Source organism: uncultured Clostridium sp. (assembly GCF_963527835.1).
Classification (GTDB): domain Bacteria; phylum Bacillota; class Clostridia; order Clostridiales; family Clostridiaceae; genus Clostridium.
On the sequence record NZ_CAURTC010000002.1, the window covers coordinates 167,846 to 184,391 of the forward strand.

Genomic DNA, 16,546 nt, shown 5'->3' on the forward strand with positions numbered 1-16,546 from the left:
TTTTTTTCTCCAAAAGAAAATTGGATACAAAAAGTATCCAATCTCCTATAACCACTGTTTTTTATTTTAAACTTTTATTCTACAAAAGTCAACTCAATTATACACGATACCCTTTACCAATAATTTTAAATTTCCATAATTATTGGTAAAATCATTGGTTTCCTTTTTGTTTTTTCATAAAGAAGTTCTCTTAATTCATCTCTCATTCTAGATTTTAATGTAGCCCAATCAGTAATATTCTTTTCTTCACAATCTTTTAAAACTTTTCTAACAAGTTCTTTTGCTTCATCCATAAGACCTTCTGATTCTCTTACATATACAAATCCTCTTGAAATAATATCTGGACCTGCAATTACATTAGCAGTATGTCTTTCCATTGTAACTACAACGGTTAATATACCATCTTGAGATAAATGCTTTCTATCTCTTAATACTATATTTCCAACATCTCCTACCCCTAATCCATCTACAAATACTTGACCAGCTGAAACAGTACAACTTTTCTTAATACTCTTTCTTGTGATCTCTATTACATCACCATTTTCAGGTATTAAAAGATTTTTTTCTGAAAGTCCAAGACTTATAGCCAATTCTCCATGTTGCTTTAAATGTCTATATTCTCCATGCACTGGAATAAAAAATCTTGGCTTTACTAATCTTTGCATTAATTTTAATTCTTCTTGACAAGCATGACCAGAAACATGTACTTTTTCTAAAGATTCATATATTACTTCAGCACCTTTTTTGAATAACTGATTAATAACTTTAGAAACTAGTTTTTCATTACCTGGAATTGGCGTTGCTGAAATAATTACAGTATCACCTTCAACTATATTTATCTTTTTATGTTCAGATGCTGCCATTCTAGCTAATGCTGACATTGGCTCCCCTTGGCTTCCTGTTGTTATTATAACAATTTTTTCATTTGGATATTTTGATATTTGATCCACAGATACAAATACATCTTTTTCTATAGTTAAATATCCTAACTCTATTGCAACTTGAACTATATTTTCCATACTTCTTCCAGATACAGCGACTTTTTTACCATAAATTTGTGCCGCCGTTATAATTTGCTGAATTCTATGAACATTCGATGCAAATGTAGCGACTATAACCCTACCTTTCGCATTATCAAAAAGTCTAATAAAACTCTCGCCTACTGTTTTTTCTGACATTGTATAACCTGGTCTTTCAACATTTGTTGAATCTGCTAACATTGCTAAAACGCCTTTTTTACCTAATTCTGCAAATCTTGCAAAATCCATTATTTCTCCGTCAATTGGAGTATAATCGATTTTGAAATCCCCCGTATGAAGTACCGCGCCAAGTGGCGTGTGAACTGCAATTGCTACTGAATCTGCAATTGAGTGATTAGTTTTTATAAATTCTACTGAAACATTATTTAACTTTATTGTATCTCTTGGCTTTATTGTAACTAATTCTGTAGTTGAAAGTAAACCGTGCTCTCTCAACTTTGTTTCAACGATTCCAAGAGTAAGTTTAGTACCATAAATAGGAACATTAAGTTGTTTTAAAACGTAAGGTAATGCACCTATATGGTCCTCATGCCCGTGTGTTAAAAATATTCCTCTAACTCTATCTTTGTTTTTAATAAGGTATGAAACATCCGGAATAACAATATCAATCCCAAACATATCGTCATCTGGGAATTTAAGTCCACAGTCAATTACTACGATATCTTCTTTATATTCAATGGCTGTGATGTTCTTACCGATTTCATTTATACCACCTAAAGGAATAATCCTAACCTTAGCTCTTTCGTTTTTCATGTTTCCCCTCCTTCTTCTTTTAATATTTTATAATTAAAGATTCCTTAATTTTAAGAAATTCTTTTATTCATTTTTATCTTTTTCTTGACATTCTTTACATAATCCATAAAATTTAACACTATGATCAGATATTTTAAATTTATATTGTGTCTCTATTTGTGTTTCTAAATCTTCTAATAAATCATCTTCAACTTCTAATACTTTGTTACATATATTACATACAAGATGATGATGTCTATGAGTTTCATTGGAGTGAACTAACTCGTATCTACTACAACCGTCATTCAACTCTAATCTGCATATTATACCTAGTTCCTCTAAAAGAATAATAGTTCTATATACAGTTGCTAATCCTATTTCAGGACAACTTTTTTTAACCTCATCATATATTTCTTCTGCTGTTAAATGCTTTCCTTCTGTCTCAATAATAGCATTAACAATAGATCGTCTTTGAGCAGTTAATTTATACCCTTTTCTTTTTAAATCTTCTTTCAAGGCATTCATATCTATTGAAGTTGATTGCTCCATAATAACACCTCACTTTATAAAATATAAGTTAATTTATAAAATTTTACTCTTGTTCTGACATAACAAGATTATATGCTTCTTCAACTAAATCAAATTCTTTTTCATCTTCTATTGAAACAAGAGTTTCATTGCCATCTTCATCAGATATAACTTTTAACACAAATGCTTCATCGCATTCATCATTTTCTGCTGGAGTCACTACAACATATTCTCCATTTATTTCGTCTATTTGGAAATAAGTTATTACCTTAAATTTAATTTGTTCTCCTTGTTCATCTAATAATTCTATATATTCTACATCTTTTTGCATTTCAAATGCCCCTTTCATAACTCTTATATATTCTGTTCACATAACTAATATAAACAATACTCTAAATTATATAATTTCAAAATTTATTACTATTTTAGAGTATATTAGTTATATACTTAAAGATATCCATTCTCAAGTTTCATATTTTAACATAACTCTATATGAAACTAAGAACTTTGTCTATATTAATGTACTATAAATTTCAATATTATTTAGATATTCTATCCAAATAACCTTGAAGTATGTATGTTGATGCCACCTTATCAACTATCTTTTTTCTCTTACTTCTTGAAAGATCTGCTTCAAGCATAGCTTTGTGAGCTGCAACTGTTGTTAAACGTTCATCCCAAAATTCTACTTTTATATTTAAAGCTTCTTCTACTAGTTTGCCCATTTCCATTGCTATTTCTCCTGATGGTCCTATTGTTCCATTCATGTTTTTAGGAAGTCCTATAACTATAGTTTCTACTTTATATTCATCACAAATTTTTCTTAATTCTTCCATATCTTTTTCTTTATTTGCTCTTCTTATTGTAGTTATACCTTGTGCTGTAAAGCCTAGTGGATCAGATATAGCTACTCCAATAGTTTTTTTTCCTAAGTCTAAACCTAATATTCTCAAATTAAAGCACCTCTTAAAAAATAAGAGCACCCGCTAATACGGGCACTCTTTACTTTATCTCTAAATAAGATTTTATAACTTCTTCAAGTATTTCATCTCTTTCAAGCTTTCTTACTAAAGCTCTTGCTCCGTTGTAATTCGTAATGTAAGTAGGGTCTCCTGAAATTAAATATCCAACTAATTGATTTATAGGATTATAACCCTTTTGTTGTAGTGAATCATAAACCTCTGTTAATATTGCTTTTGTTAAAGCTTCCTTAGTTTTGTTTAAATCAAATTGCATTGTATGTTCAATATTTTTACTCATAAGATTGCTGCTCTTGCAGCTCACCCCCTTACAATATATCAAAAAGAAACTATTTTCATATATATAGCATCACCATAATTGTTCTAACTTATTCACATATTAATGAAATATGATTCTTAATGACAAATCTATAATATATACAGTATTCTTATATATGATTATAACCTATATTTATTAAAAAGTATACTACTTTACTAAAGTTTCAACTATTTTATAAACAGAATCCAGTGCTTCACTTATTTTTTCTGGTAATTTACCTCCAGCTTGGGCCATATCTGGTCTTCCACCACCGCCTCCACCAAGGATTGTTGCTGCCTCTTTAATTACTTTACCACAATGAGCGCCTTTTGATACTGCTTCTTTATCAGCCATAGCACATATTACAACTTTTCCATCTATTGAACTTGTAAGTAAAGTTAATGAATTATTAACTTTATCTCTAACTTTTTCACAAAGTCCTCTTAATGCTTCACCATCAACATCTTTTAATGCATAAGTAACAACATTTATACCCTTAACATCTTTAGCTGAATTAATTATATCATTAATTTCCATTGAAGCAAATTTAGATTTTAAGTTCGTAATTTCTTTTTCTTTTTCTTTCATTTCTTTAGATTGTTGATCTAATTTACTTGTAATTTCTTTTTCTGAACATTTTAATTTTCCTGAAATTTGTTTTAATAATTCAGCTTTTTCATTTACTAATTTATATGCTTCCATTCCAGTTACAGCTTCTATTCTTCTTGTTCCAGCTGCTATTCCATTTTCAGATATTATTTTAAATAATCCAATTTTACCAGTATTATCTATATGTGTTCCCCCACATAGTTCCTTAGAATATTCCCCAGCGCATACTACTCTTACTTTTTCAGCATATTTATCATCAAATATACCTACAGCTCCTGAACTTTTAGCTTCTTGTAAATCCATTTCTGTAGTATTAACAGGTGTAACACTCATTATAGCTTCATTCACTAATTGTTCTACATTTAATAATTCTTCTTCTTTTACGCCTTCAAAATGAGAGAAGTCAAATCTTAATCTATCAGCACTAACATATGAACCTGCTTGATGAACATGAGAACCTAATACTTTAACTAATGCTGCATCTAAAAGATGTGTAGCTGTATGATTTCTCTTTATATCTTCTCTTCTAGCATTATCAACTTCTAATGTTACTTTATCTCCAACTTTAAGTTCTCCACTTATAGCTTCAACAAAATGAATTATCTTACCACCAATATTTTTCTTAGTATCTAAAACTTTTCCTTTAAAGCTGTCATTGTATATTGTACCTGTATCTCCTATTTGTCCACCCATTTCAGCATAGAAAGGAGTAACATCTGTAACTACAACAGCATTATTACCTTCTGTTATTGAGTCTGCAAAATCTTCTCCATTAACTAAACTTTTAACTTCAGCAATTAAGCTATCATTTTCATATCCATCAAAGGTAGTTTCAATTTCACCTGATATTATATCTAATGTTTTTACATCTGTTCCCATATAATTAGAAGTTTTTCTTGCACTTCTAGCTCTTTCTCTTTGTTCCTTCATTTCTTCATGGAAACCATCCTCATCAAGAGATAATCCTTCATCTTCTAATATTTCTTTAGTAAGTTCCATTGGGAATCCAAATGTATCATATAATTTAAATCCATCTGCACCTTTTAAAACTTTTTCATTATTTTCTTTTAATTCATTTATAAGATTATTTAGTATTTCCATACCTAAATCTAAAGTTTCTCTAAATTTATCTTCTTCTATTTTTATAACCTTTTTGATATACTCTTTTTTTGCTTCTAAATCTGAATATGCACTGCCACAATCTCTAATAACTACATCACATAAATTACAAAGGAATGCATCTTTAATACCAAGAGTTTTTCCATGTCTTGCAGCTCTTCTAAGTAATCTTCTTAAAACATATCCTCTTCCTTCATTTGATGGCATAATGTCATCTGAAATCATGAAAGTGATTGATCTAATATGATCAGTTATAATTCTTAAAGACACATCAATTTTATTGTCTTCTCCATATTTAACACTTGCAAGATTTCCAACTTCCTTTAATATATTTTCTAATGTATCAATTTCAAATATACTATTTTTATTTTGCATTACAACTGCAAGTCTTTCAAGACCCATTCCAGTATCTATATTAGTACTAGATAATTTTTCATAGTTACCTTTTCCATCACCATCAAATTGAGTAAATACAAGATTCCAGACTTCTATAATCTTATCTGCATCACTAAGCTCTACAAACTCTTCTGAATTTGTTGGTACTTCATCAGTTCTGCTAAAATGAATTTCTGTACAAGGACCACAAGGACCTGCACCATGTTCCCAGAAATTATCCTCTTTACCTAATCTAAATATATGAGATTTGTCTACATCAGTAAGAGTAGTCCAATATTCATATGCTTCATCATCATCTAAATATATAGTTACATATAATTTTTCTTTAGGTAATTCTAAAACACCAGTTAAGAATTCCCAAGCCCATGGAATAATTTCTTTCTTAAAGTAATCTCCAAACGAAAAATTTCCAAGCATTTCAAAGAATGTACCATGTCTGCTTGTTATACCTACATTATCAATATCACCAGTTCTAACACATTTTTGACAAGTAGTAATTCTTTTCTTAGGTGGTTCTTGTAAACCAGTAAAATACGGCTTTAACGGAGCCATACCAGCATTTATTAACAATAAGCTTTTATCATTTTGTGGAACTAAAGAAAAACTTTCTAATTTTAAATGATCCTTACTTTCAAAGAATTTTAAATAAGCATCTCGTAAATCATTTGTTTTTGTAAATTTCATAACTATTCCTCCATAAATATGTATTTGTTTTTTTGATTTTATTAGACTTTCAAACTTAAAACACATGTATAATTTCATATACAAAAAAAGCCCTCTCCCTTATAAAAAAGGGACGAAAGCTATTATTTCCGCGGTACCACCCTAATTATGCATTAATAAATATCAATACATCACTTAGTAATTTATAGCTCCTAGGCAGCTTCGAAGTATATAATAAGAAGTTTGCACCATCCACTTCCTCTCTTAATATCTATATAAAATCTACTAATCCTAATCATCGCTTAATATTTTATTATTTCATCAAAAATTATATTTCATATATATAATTATGTCAATATATAACTAAACTTCATTACTTAATGTGATAAAAATTAAAATAAATAATAATTTATATCATCATATAAAACTTTTATTATTACTCCTATTGGCACGGCTAAAAGCATTCCTACAAAACCACCAAACTTATCTCCTATTAATAACAATATAATAATTATTACAGGATGCATATCAGTACTGTCAGCAGTTATCTTAGGCGATAATATATTTCCTTCTATTTGTTGAATAACAAATACACCAATAGCTACCCATAAAGCCTTAATAGGTGAATCCAAGAGCGCCACTAATACAGCAGGCACGCCACCAAAAATAGGACCAAAATAAGGTATTATATTTAATATTGCATTTAATATTGAAATCCATATAGGAAATTTAACTTTAAATACCATAAGTAATATAAATGTTAAAAAGCCAATTATAAGAGAAAGAAAAACTTGCCCTGTAATATACCTTCCTAAAACTTTGTCTATATCATTTAAAATTTTTTTAGTTACTTCCCTTTTTTCTGTTGGTAATATAAATAATAATTTATTGTATATTTTATCTCCATCACATAAAAAATAATATACTACCACAGGTATAACTGCACACGAAACCATATTCTCTACAATTAACACAATATTATTAAATAAAGATTTAGACAAATTTAAAAACAAGGCATTTCCTTTTTCAATTAATTCATTGTAAATAGATTTTAATATAGGAAAACTATCTACTCTAAACTTAACATATATATCTTCTAAAAAATTTGCAATATTATCAAATATAACTCCTACATTAGATATCTCTTTAAAAAGTTCAGGTATTATAAGTGTAATACAAGTAATAAACATTCCAAGTATAATCAATATAATTAATATTGATGCAACTTTCTTTTTCATCTTAAATTTATTTTGAAATAAGTCTCTAATAGGAGCTATAATGTATGCTAATACAAAAGAAATCATAAGTATATTTACGATGCTCTTTATAGAATTGTTGAATACGTAGCTTAATATAAAAATTATTAATAATACGGTAAGTAATAGAACTACTAACTTACTTTTATACTTTTTTATCAAATTCATATTTAGTCATATTGTGTGGAATGGATTTAAATGAAATATTCTCTTTTCCTGTATACAGTATATAATCATCTCCTAGTATACATTGATTTAATAAAAGTACTTCTTTACCCTTTAAAACTTTATCAATAAATCCAGAAGTTATTATCATAGCTTTAATCATATAATTATTCCTATCTATTAATAAATCTTCAACAGCACCCTTTAATTTGCTATGTGTATCCATAACATCTAAGTCTTTTATATCTTTAAATTTCAATCCATTTCCACTCTTCAAATCTTTAGCTACTATATCATCACCAACGTCTATAACATCATCAATAGATATATAATTTTTTTTAGAAAAAAATGTTGTATTAGAAACCTCAAATCCTTCTAATTTTTTTTCATAAAAATTTATATAGATATCCTTTACAATTCCTATTTTTTTACCATCTAAATTATATATTTTCTTTAAATAAAAATCTTTAGTTCTAATCATTTTTCACTTTTACTACTCCTTAAATATGTTAGGTTCTGTTTTAGCAGAGTGTTGATATATGCATAAGCAAAATGAACAAGTAATTAAACTTTATCTATTGCATATATCAACACACATTTAAGACAAATCCATATATTAAAATTTCTGCATCATAATTCCTATTATATCCATAAGCAATAATTTAATTCTTCCATTTGTTTCATATAAGAACAAAATCGCTAAGGCAACTTTAGAGCCGTCGATTTTTTTAGCCATGCACCCTTTCCAAACGCAGTGCAGGAATAATGGTGCGGCATATGATTATTTTTTAGTTGAATTTCATATATTTATACGTAAATCTTAATTAAGTAATTTCGTATATCATCACACATTTAAATCATAGTAAATAAAAAAGCAATGATACTACAAAAAATTCTAGTATCATTGCTTAAAAATCATATTTTTAAATAATCGCTTCTATTATTCCACCACCAACAACTATATTTCCGTTATAGAAAACAACTGATTGGCCCTTTGTTATAGCTCTTTGTTTTTCTTTAAATACAACTTTAACTCTACCATCTTTCAATGGTACTATAGTAGCTTTAGCTGGTCTTGCAGAATATCTTATCTTAGCTTCAACTTCTATTTCTTTTTCTATTTTATCAAAAGTAATAAAATTCAAATCTCCAGCTATTAATTCTGTTTTAAAGATATCTTCTTCGGCTCCTATTACTACTTCATTTGTTCTAGGATTTATATCAGTAACAAATACAGGTCTACCCACTGAAAGACCTAGACCTTTTCTCTGACCAATTGTATAGTATACAATACCTTTGTGCTTTCCAAGTACATTTCCACTTTTATCAACAAAGTTTCCAATTTTTACAGCACCAGGTTTAGCATTTAATATATATTTACCATGATCATTATCTGAAATAAAGCATATTTCTTCACTGTCTTTTTTATTATGAACAGCCAATCCTATTTCTTTTGCTATTTCTCTTATTCTATCTTTAGTATACTCACCACAAGGCATAAGTGTATGTGCTAGCTGATCTTGAGTAAAGTTATATAAAGCATATGTTTGATCTTTTCTATCATCATCAGATCTTATCAACATATATCTATCATCTTTTTTCTCAATTTTAGCATAATGACCTGTTGCTATATAGTCTACCCCTATTCCTTGCGCTTTTCTTAAAAGTTCATCAAACTTTAAATGCTTATTACATTCAATGCATGGATTAGGAGTTCTTCCATCTATGTATTCTTGAATAAATGGTTCAATAACCTTCTTTTTGAAAGAATCTCTAAAGTTTAAAACATAAAAAGGTATGTCTAATTTATCACATACTCTTCTTGCATCTTCAACAGCTGAAAGTGAGCAGCAACCGCCTTCTCTCTCTTCAACCTCTTTATCTTCTTGCCAAATTTGCATTGTAGCGCCAATTACCTCATAGCCTTGTTCTTTTAATAAATATGCAGCGACGGAGCTATCCACTCCGCCACTCATACCTACTAAGACTTTTTTCTTAGTTAAACTCATTTATTCTTCTCCATGAACCATATTATGTAATTCATCATGGTTATGTTCTTTCATCGGTATTACATCTAATCCATGAGAAGCTCTGTAATCATTTATAGCTTTATGAATAGCTTCTTCTGCTAATACTGAACAATGCATTTTTACTGGTGGAAGACCATCTAATGCTTCCGCTACTGCTTTATTGCTTAATTCCCATGCTTCATCTAAAGTCTTACCTTTTATCATTTCAGTTGCCATTGATGATGATGCTATTGCTGATCCACATCCAAAAGTTTTGAATTTTACATCCTTTATGATGTCATCCTCAACTTTTAAATATATTTTCATTATATCTCCACACTTAGCATTTCCAACTTCACCTACACCATTTGCATCTTCAATTTCCCCAACGTTTCTTGGATTTCTAAAGTGATCCATTACTTTATCTGTATATATCATATTAATTTTCTCCCTTCTTTAAAAAGTCTTCCCATAATGGTGACATATTTCTTAATCTTTGAATAATAGGTGGTAATGTTTCTACAACATAGTCTACATCCTCTATGTTAGATCCATCCCCTAATGTTAATCTTAATGATCCATGTGCTTCTTCATGAGGTAACCCAATTGCTAATAATACATGTGATGGGTCCAACGATCCTGATGTACAAGCACTTCCGCTTGATGCACATATTCCTTCAAAATCTAAAGATAGAAGAATTGATTCACCTTCTATAAATCTAAATCTTACATTTACATTACCAGGTAATCTCTTGTCTCCTCTTGGACCATTTAGATGTGAATATGGTATTTCAAGTAGTCCATCTATTAATCTATCTCTTAATTCACTCATTGTCTTAATATGTTCTTCTAAATTTGCTGTAGCCAATTCAATAGCCTTACCAAGACCTACTATAGAAGCTATATTTTCTGTTCCAGCTCTTCTTGTTCTTTCTTGACCACCACCATGAATCAAGTTTTCAATTCTTATTCCTTTTTTAATATATAAAACACCGATACCTTTAGGTCCATAAATTTTATGGCCTGCTAATGATAACATATCTATATTCATTTCTTTTACATCAATCGGAGCATTTCCAATTGCTTGAACAGCATCAGTATGGAAATAAACATTTCTTTCTTTACATATCTCTCCAATTTCTTTAATTGGTTGAATTGTTCCAATTTCATTATTTGCAAACATTATTGAAACTAATATAGTTTTATCTGTTATAGCATTCTTTAAATCTTCTAAATTAATAAAACCTTCTTTATCAACTTTTAAGTAAGTAACATTAAACCCATTTTTTTCTAAATACTGACATGTATGAAGAACTGCATGATGTTCTGCATTTGTTGTTATTATATGATTGCCTTTATTTTTATGAGCAGAAGCAATACCTTTTATTGCCCAATTGTCAGCTTCTGATCCACCACCTGTGAAATATACTTCACTAGTTTCACAATTTAATGCTTTTGCAACCTTTGTTCTTGCTTCATCTATAGCCATCTTAGTTGTTCTTGATATTTCATAAAAAGAAGATGGATTACCAAAGTTTTTTGTAAAATATGGTAACATTTCTTCTAGTACTTCAGGCTTTACATAAGTTGTAGCCGCATAATCCATATATACGTTTCTCATTATTTATTCACTCCTATCGACAATTTCAATTGAAGCCCTCTTTGCTTCATAATCATCTATTATATCTTTTAAAGTAATTGAATTCATAACATCATCTATACTATCTTTTATCTTTTGCCATAATAACTTTGTTGCACAACTATCAACATTAGAGCACTCTACGCCATCAATACAATCAGCTATCTCAACAGGTCCTTCTAGAACATGCATAATATCACCTACTGTTATTTCTGAAGGTGGCTTGCATAAAACATATCCGCCTTGAGCACCTCTTATACTTCTAATTATATTAGCTTTTCTAAGTGGACTAAATAGTTGTTCTAAATAATACTCTGAAAGATTTTGTCTTTTAGATATAGTCTTTATTGATGTCGGGGGACCTCCATAGTTAAAAGCCAAGTCAACCATAGCTCTAACTCCATATCTTCCTTTTGTAGAAAGTTTCATATATTCACCCTCTCTAATTACTTATCAATAATTCATTTATATCTTATCAAAATACTCGGCTTTTGTCAATTCATTAGAATTATTTTTTATAGATGACCAATATTTCCTTGCATTTTCTTCATATTTGTTATTTTGTTCAATATAATATCGCTTTTTCTTTAATTCTGCTGGTAAATATTCTTGTTTTATATAATGATTTGGATAATCATGAGGATACTTATATCCTCCAACACCAAGATTTTCAGCTCCAGCATAATGACCATCTTTTAAATGTTTAGGAACATCTCCAAAATTTATATTTTCCAGATCATTCATTGCAGAATTTATTGCTAAATAAGCACTATTAGATTTAGGTAACGTTGCTAAGTATATTACTAGCTCAGCTAAAACTATTCTAGCTTCTGGGAAGCCTACTTTCATAGCTAAATCTAATCCTGAATTAACAACAGTAAGTGCATTCGGATGTGCAAGACCGATATCTTCAGCTACTATAACAGAAATTCGCCTTATAATAGCTGCTATATTTCCACCTTTTATAAGTCTAGCTAAATAATGAATTGCTGCATCTGAGTCGCTCCCTCTTATACTTTTTTGGAGTGCACTTAACAAATTGTAGAATTCATCTCCACTATTATCAGCTCTCATATTAGATTGACCAAGTTTTTCAATATAATCCACAGAAATTTCCTTATGTAAAGTCATTTGTGAATTTATTGATAATTCTAATATATTATAAGCTTTTCTATAGTCTCCTTGAGATATCTCCGCTATATACTTTAAAGCTTCATTTGAATATTTCACTTCTATACCTTCATTTATTAGTTTATCTAAAGATTTCTCTAATCCTACTATTATATCTAGTATTTTTAATGGTTCAAAAGCAAAAATATTGCACCTACTTATTATTGCTTTATGTATTACAAAATAAGGATTTTCAGTTGTGCTTGCTATTAATGTTATTCTTCCATCTTCTATAAATTCTAATAATGATTGTTGCTGTTTTTTATTAAAATGTTGTAATTCATCTATATAAAGAACTACACCTGCATAATTTAACAAATTATCTAACTCACTAGTTATATTTTGTATATCCTTTACTGATGCTGTTGTTGCGTTTAATTTATAAAACTTCTTATCAACATATTTAGCCATTATATTTGCTAAAGTAGTCTTTCCTGTTCCTGGTGGTCCATAAAATATGCAGTTACATATTTTTTTACTCTTTATCAAATTATATAATGGAGTATTTTCACCTAATATATGTCTCTGCCCAACAAAATCTTCAATTTTACTCGGTCGCATTAAATCAGCTAATGGCTTCATAAATTCACCTCTTTGATATAATTTAAAATTATGGCTATGTTTTAGTAAAGTGTTGATATATGCATAAGCAAAGTGGACGGAATGTAAAAAGGAAACTCGACTCCTGTATAGTCGCTGAGTAAGTTCGAAAAATTCAATTACAATGCCACTTCACCTACTGCATATATCAACACACATTTGAAACAGAGCCTAAATTATTAATATATCTTTTTATTCTAATTTTCTATTACTAATATTTATTAACTAATATTATATCAAAAAAGAAAAATAAAAAAGCACTAATTAAACAAAATATTTAAAATTAAATGTTTATTTAATGCTTTTTTATTCAATATTTATTGTCATACATTTTGTACTATACCAAATACAATCTCAATTTCATCTCCAATTTTCATTTGTCCACCTTCTATTACTTTTGCAAACACTCCATTAGTAGGCATAATGCATTCACCCATTTTTTTATAAATTTCACAGTGATCATGACACTCTTTTCCTATTTGAGTTATTTCTAATATAATGTTTCCACAAGTTAATACGCTTCCTATGGGTAAAGCTTTCAAATTGAATCCTTGTACTATAACATTTTCACCAAATGCACCATCATTTACTTCTGCACCTTTAGCTTTAAAATCTTCTATTTTTTCATATGATAATAAACTCACTTGTCTATGCCATTTTCCAGCATGAGCATCATTTTCTATTCCAAAATCCTGAATAAAATTTGCCTTCTCTATTCTTTTTTTCTGTGTACCTCTTTTTTCACTAATACAAATTGCCATTATTTTGCCCATAATTATCCTCCTATTTGTACCATTTTTCTTTTTTCTAAATTATCTTCTCTTTGAAATTCTGAAAAGTTATGATGTTTAGGTTTATTATAAATAGCTTTTTTAACCATAGAAATAAATTCTTCTTCATTGATCCCACTTCTTAAAGCTTTCTTTAAGTCCAGACTATAATTATATTGTAAACATAATTTTAATATCCCATCTGATGTCATTCTAATTCTATTGCAATTTTTACAAAATCTATGACTTACTGCACTAATAAACCCAATCTTTCCTTTAAAATTATCTAATGTGTAATATTTAGCTGGGCCATTTCCAATCTTTCCAAAATTATTCTTCATAGTTCCATACTTTTCTTCTATAATATTCTTAATTTTCTCTTGAAAAACAACTTCATTCATATCACCTAATCCAATTGGCATCATTTCTATAAATCTAACATCAATTCTTTCGTCTTTTGCAAATCTAGCAATAGATAAAATTTCATTTTCATTAAAGTCTTTCATAATCAAACAATTTATTTTAATTGAAGGAATATTACTATTAACGGCTTTTTCTATTGATTTTAAAACATTATTTATGCCATCTTTTCTAGTAATATCTTCATATTTTTTTCTATCCAAAGTATCTAAACTAATATTAATTCCATCTAGTCCTGCTTCCTCTAAAGCATCTAAGTAATCATATAGCAGTATTCCATTACTTGTAAGAGTAACCTTTTCAATTCCTTTTATACTCTTTATATCTTTTATAAGACTAACTATATCTTTTCTTACAAGAGGTTCTCCCCCTGTAATTTTTATATTATGGATACCTAATTTAACCATACTTTTACATGTAGTAATTATCTCATCAAAAGTTAATATTTCATCATGATGTAAATATTCCACCCCATCTTTAGGCATACAATATTTACAACGCAAATTACATCTGTCTGTAACAGAAATTCTAAGATAATCAATTGTTCTATTATACTGATCTTTCATTAAGCTTCTCCTCTCTATTAGAGCTTTTGGAATAAAATCTAAAAATCAATATTTATATAGTTATTCATTAATAAAATCTCCACTTTTACCACCTGTTTTTCTTCTTAAATGAATATTACCTATTTCCATAGCCTTATCTATCGCCTTACACATATCATATATAGTTAAAAGTGTTGTTGACACAGCTGTTAACGCTTCCATTTCAACACCAGTATTTCCTGTTACTTTTACTTTAGAAGTAACTTCAACTTCTAAAGTTTTAGGTAAAAGCTCAAAATCAATAGTGCAATTTGTTATCATTAAAGGATGACATAAAGGTATTAACTCTGATGTTTTTTTTGCAGCCATAATTCCAGCTACTCTTGCCACACCCAAAACATCACCTTTTTTTGCTGTTCCTTGTTCAATAGCTAAAAATGTCTCTCTATTTACTCTTATTTTTCCTGATGCAATCGCAATACGTTCAGTTGCATTTTTATTACCCACATCTACCATAATTGCATTGCCTTCATTGTCAAAATGATTAAATTTATTTTCCATAACCAACATCCCCCTATATCTTTCCAAATCCACAATTAGGATATGTACACTTTTCACATGAAAGGCATAGTCCACCATGACCCAATGATGCTAAATCATCCTTAGATATTTTTTCATCAGCCATAATCCTTGGTAAAACTAAATCAAAAATAGTTTGTTTTGCATACATAACACAACCTGGTAATCCTAAAATAGGAATATTTTCATTATAATAAGAAAGCAAAAACATTGCTCCTGGTAAAACTGGTGCACCATAAGATATTATTTTAGCTCCTGTTGATTTAATTGCACTTGGTGTTAAATCATCTGGGTCTACACTCATTCCTCCAGTACAAATAACCATATCTGCACCCTTATCAATATACGCTCTAATTGCATTAGTTATATTGTCTGTATCATCATTCACAATAGTTTGTCCTATTATTTCAACATCAAACTTTGATAATTTATCTTTTATTACAGAAGAAAATGTATCTTTAATTCTTCCATAATAAACTTCATTTCCAGTGGTTACAATTCCCACTTTTTTCTTTACAAATTTCTTAAGTTCTATAATAGGCACGCTCTCTCCTATTTTCTTTGCACTTTCTAATTTCTTTCCATCAATAATTAAGGGAATTACTCTCATTCCTGCTAATTTATCGCCTTCTTTTACTATAGTATTGTTATGTCTAGTTGCAATTATAATTTCATCAAGCATATTTATTTTTTTTAGCTTATCAATATCTATTTTTAATAACCCTTCACAGCTAGCAATCAATTCTATTTTTCCTTCTTTAACTTCGCTGTTAGTCATATTGTCATTTTTACATATTTCAAGTAATACTTCTGCAGCTTCATTCTCGTGAAAAAAGCCTTCTTTCTTTTCCCATACATATAAGTGATCTTTTCCTAAAGATAATAATACTGGTATATCTTCTTCTGTAACTATATGACCTTTTCTAAACGCAGTTCCTTTTTTTACATCTTTTATGATTTGAGTAATGTCATGACAAAGAACATGACCTACTGAATTTCTTGTATCAATAAGTTTCATCAGGCTTTCG

17 protein-coding genes and 1 other annotated feature are annotated in these 16,546 nt (G+C 28.9%); all 17 genes read right to left on the bottom strand.

Going from position 1 to position 16,546, the window contains the following annotated elements:
• Positions 1 to 125: 125 nt before the first annotated feature.
• On the bottom strand, positions 126 to 1,793 hold the full coding sequence (locus RYM86_RS02080) for a ribonuclease J (protein ID WP_315077251.1): 1,668 nt from the start codon (positions 1,791 to 1,793) through the stop codon (positions 126 to 128).
• Between the two features lie 63 nt (positions 1,794 to 1,856).
• On the bottom strand, positions 1,857 to 2,321 hold the full coding sequence (locus RYM86_RS02085) for a Fur family transcriptional regulator (RefSeq protein WP_315077254.1): 465 nt from the start codon (positions 2,319 to 2,321) through the stop codon (positions 1,857 to 1,859).
• A 43-nt stretch (positions 2,322 to 2,364) separates the two neighbouring features.
• A complete protein-coding gene (locus tag RYM86_RS02090; protein ID WP_252212952.1) occupies positions 2,365 to 2,631 on the bottom strand; it encodes a DUF1292 domain-containing protein in 267 nt (88 codons plus the stop codon).
• Positions 2,632 to 2,839: 208 nt separating this feature from the next.
• Complete coding sequence (ruvX, locus tag RYM86_RS02095) at positions 2,840 to 3,253, bottom strand: Holliday junction resolvase RuvX (RefSeq protein WP_003373859.1); 414 nt, start codon at positions 3,251 to 3,253, stop codon at positions 2,840 to 2,842.
• Positions 3,254 to 3,302: 49 nt separating this feature from the next.
• The gene (locus RYM86_RS02100) at positions 3,303 to 3,560 is read right to left on the bottom strand and encodes an IreB family regulatory phosphoprotein (RefSeq protein WP_003372947.1); all 258 of its coding nucleotides are present in this window, start codon (positions 3,558 to 3,560) and stop codon (positions 3,303 to 3,305) included.
• A gap of 186 nt (positions 3,561 to 3,746) precedes the next feature.
• Positions 3,747 to 6,386, bottom strand: a complete 2,640-nt coding sequence (gene alaS, locus RYM86_RS02105; RefSeq protein ID WP_315077277.1) for an alanine--tRNA ligase — start codon at positions 6,384 to 6,386, stop codon at positions 3,747 to 3,749.
• A gap of 105 nt (positions 6,387 to 6,491) precedes the next feature.
• Positions 6,492 to 6,673, bottom strand: a binding site (T-box leader).
• A gap of 84 nt (positions 6,674 to 6,757) precedes the next feature.
• On the bottom strand, positions 6,758 to 7,789 hold the full coding sequence (locus tag RYM86_RS02110) for an AI-2E family transporter (RefSeq protein WP_315077279.1): 1,032 nt from the start codon (positions 7,787 to 7,789) through the stop codon (positions 6,758 to 6,760).
• Entirely contained in the window at positions 7,767 to 8,267 is a 501-nt protein-coding gene (locus RYM86_RS02115) for a PRC-barrel domain-containing protein (RefSeq protein ID WP_315077281.1), read from the bottom strand. The genes RYM86_RS02110 and RYM86_RS02115 overlap by 23 nt, the downstream gene beginning before the upstream one ends.
• A 442-nt stretch (positions 8,268 to 8,709) precedes the next feature.
• Positions 8,710 to 9,795 (bottom strand): tRNA 2-thiouridine(34) synthase MnmA, encoded by a 1,086-nt coding sequence (gene mnmA / locus RYM86_RS02120; RefSeq protein ID WP_315077283.1) that lies wholly within the window; start codon positions 9,793 to 9,795, stop codon positions 8,710 to 8,712.
• Positions 9,796 to 10,233, bottom strand: a complete 438-nt coding sequence (gene nifU / locus RYM86_RS02125) for a Fe-S cluster assembly scaffold protein NifU (protein WP_315077286.1) — start codon at positions 10,231 to 10,233, stop codon at positions 9,796 to 9,798.
• 1 nt (position 10,234) lies between these two features.
• Positions 10,235 to 11,416, bottom strand: a complete 1,182-nt coding sequence (gene nifS / locus RYM86_RS02130; protein ID WP_315077289.1) for a cysteine desulfurase NifS — start codon at positions 11,414 to 11,416, stop codon at positions 10,235 to 10,237.
• Positions 11,417 to 11,419: 3 nt separating this feature from the next.
• Positions 11,420 to 11,863, bottom strand: a complete 444-nt coding sequence (locus RYM86_RS02135; RefSeq protein ID WP_315077292.1) for an Rrf2 family transcriptional regulator — start codon at positions 11,861 to 11,863, stop codon at positions 11,420 to 11,422.
• Positions 11,864 to 11,899: 36 nt separating this feature from the next.
• Complete coding sequence (locus RYM86_RS02140; protein ID WP_315077295.1) at positions 11,900 to 13,186, bottom strand: replication-associated recombination protein A; 1,287 nt, start codon at positions 13,184 to 13,186, stop codon at positions 11,900 to 11,902.
• Positions 13,187 to 13,527: 341 nt separating this feature from the next.
• Positions 13,528 to 13,977: an MOSC domain-containing protein gene (locus RYM86_RS02145; RefSeq protein ID WP_315077299.1), complete on the bottom strand. Its 450-nt coding sequence runs from the start codon at positions 13,975 to 13,977 to the stop codon at positions 13,528 to 13,530.
• A 2-nt stretch (positions 13,978 to 13,979) separates the two neighbouring features.
• Positions 13,980 to 14,960: a GTP 3',8-cyclase MoaA gene (gene moaA, locus RYM86_RS02150; RefSeq protein WP_315077301.1), complete on the bottom strand. Its 981-nt coding sequence runs from the start codon at positions 14,958 to 14,960 to the stop codon at positions 13,980 to 13,982.
• A 60-nt stretch (positions 14,961 to 15,020) separates the two neighbouring features.
• Positions 15,021 to 15,500, bottom strand: a complete 480-nt coding sequence (moaC, locus tag RYM86_RS02155; RefSeq protein WP_315077303.1) for a cyclic pyranopterin monophosphate synthase MoaC — start codon at positions 15,498 to 15,500, stop codon at positions 15,021 to 15,023.
• Between the two features lie 13 nt (positions 15,501 to 15,513).
• Entirely contained in the window at positions 15,514 to 16,536 is a 1,023-nt protein-coding gene (locus RYM86_RS02160) for a molybdopterin-binding protein (protein WP_315077306.1), read from the bottom strand.
• Between the last annotated feature and the right edge of the window lie 10 nt (positions 16,537 to 16,546).

Coding starts and splice junctions, on each gene's coding strand:
- RYM86_RS02080 (WP_315077251.1), bottom strand. CDS start 1,793: ATGAAAAACGAAAGAGCTAAGGTTAGGATTATTCCTTTAGGTGGTATA.
- RYM86_RS02085 (WP_315077254.1), bottom strand. CDS start 2,321: ATGGAGCAATCAACTTCAATAGATATGAATGCCTTGAAAGAAGATTTA.
- RYM86_RS02090 (WP_252212952.1), bottom strand. CDS start 2,631: ATGCAAAAAGATGTAGAATATATAGAATTATTAGATGAACAAGGAGAA.
- RYM86_RS02100 (WP_003372947.1), bottom strand. CDS start 3,560: ATGAGTAAAAATATTGAACATACAATGCAATTTGATTTAAACAAAACT.
- alaS (WP_315077277.1), bottom strand. CDS start 6,386: ATGAAATTTACAAAAACAAATGATTTACGAGATGCTTATTTAAAATTC.
- RYM86_RS02110 (WP_315077279.1), bottom strand. CDS start 7,789: ATGAATTTGATAAAAAAGTATAAAAGTAAGTTAGTAGTTCTATTACTT.
- RYM86_RS02115 (WP_315077281.1), bottom strand. CDS start 8,267: ATGATTAGAACTAAAGATTTTTATTTAAAGAAAATATATAATTTAGAT.
- mnmA (WP_315077283.1), bottom strand. CDS start 9,795: ATGAGTTTAACTAAGAAAAAAGTCTTAGTAGGTATGAGTGGCGGAGTG.
- nifU (WP_315077286.1), bottom strand. CDS start 10,233: ATGATATATACAGATAAAGTAATGGATCACTTTAGAAATCCAAGAAAC.
- nifS (WP_315077289.1), bottom strand. CDS start 11,416: ATGAGAAACGTATATATGGATTATGCGGCTACAACTTATGTAAAGCCT.
- RYM86_RS02135 (WP_315077292.1), bottom strand. CDS start 11,863: ATGAAACTTTCTACAAAAGGAAGATATGGAGTTAGAGCTATGGTTGAC.
- RYM86_RS02140 (WP_315077295.1), bottom strand. CDS start 13,186: ATGAAGCCATTAGCTGATTTAATGCGACCGAGTAAAATTGAAGATTTT.
- RYM86_RS02145 (WP_315077299.1), bottom strand. CDS start 13,977: ATGGGCAAAATAATGGCAATTTGTATTAGTGAAAAAAGAGGTACACAG.
- moaA (WP_315077301.1), bottom strand. CDS start 14,960: ATGAAAGATCAGTATAATAGAACAATTGATTATCTTAGAATTTCTGTT.
- moaC (WP_315077303.1), bottom strand. CDS start 15,500: ATGGAAAATAAATTTAATCATTTTGACAATGAAGGCAATGCAATTATG.
- RYM86_RS02160 (WP_315077306.1), bottom strand. CDS start 16,536: ATGAAACTTATTGATACAAGAAATTCAGTAGGTCATGTTCTTTGTCAT.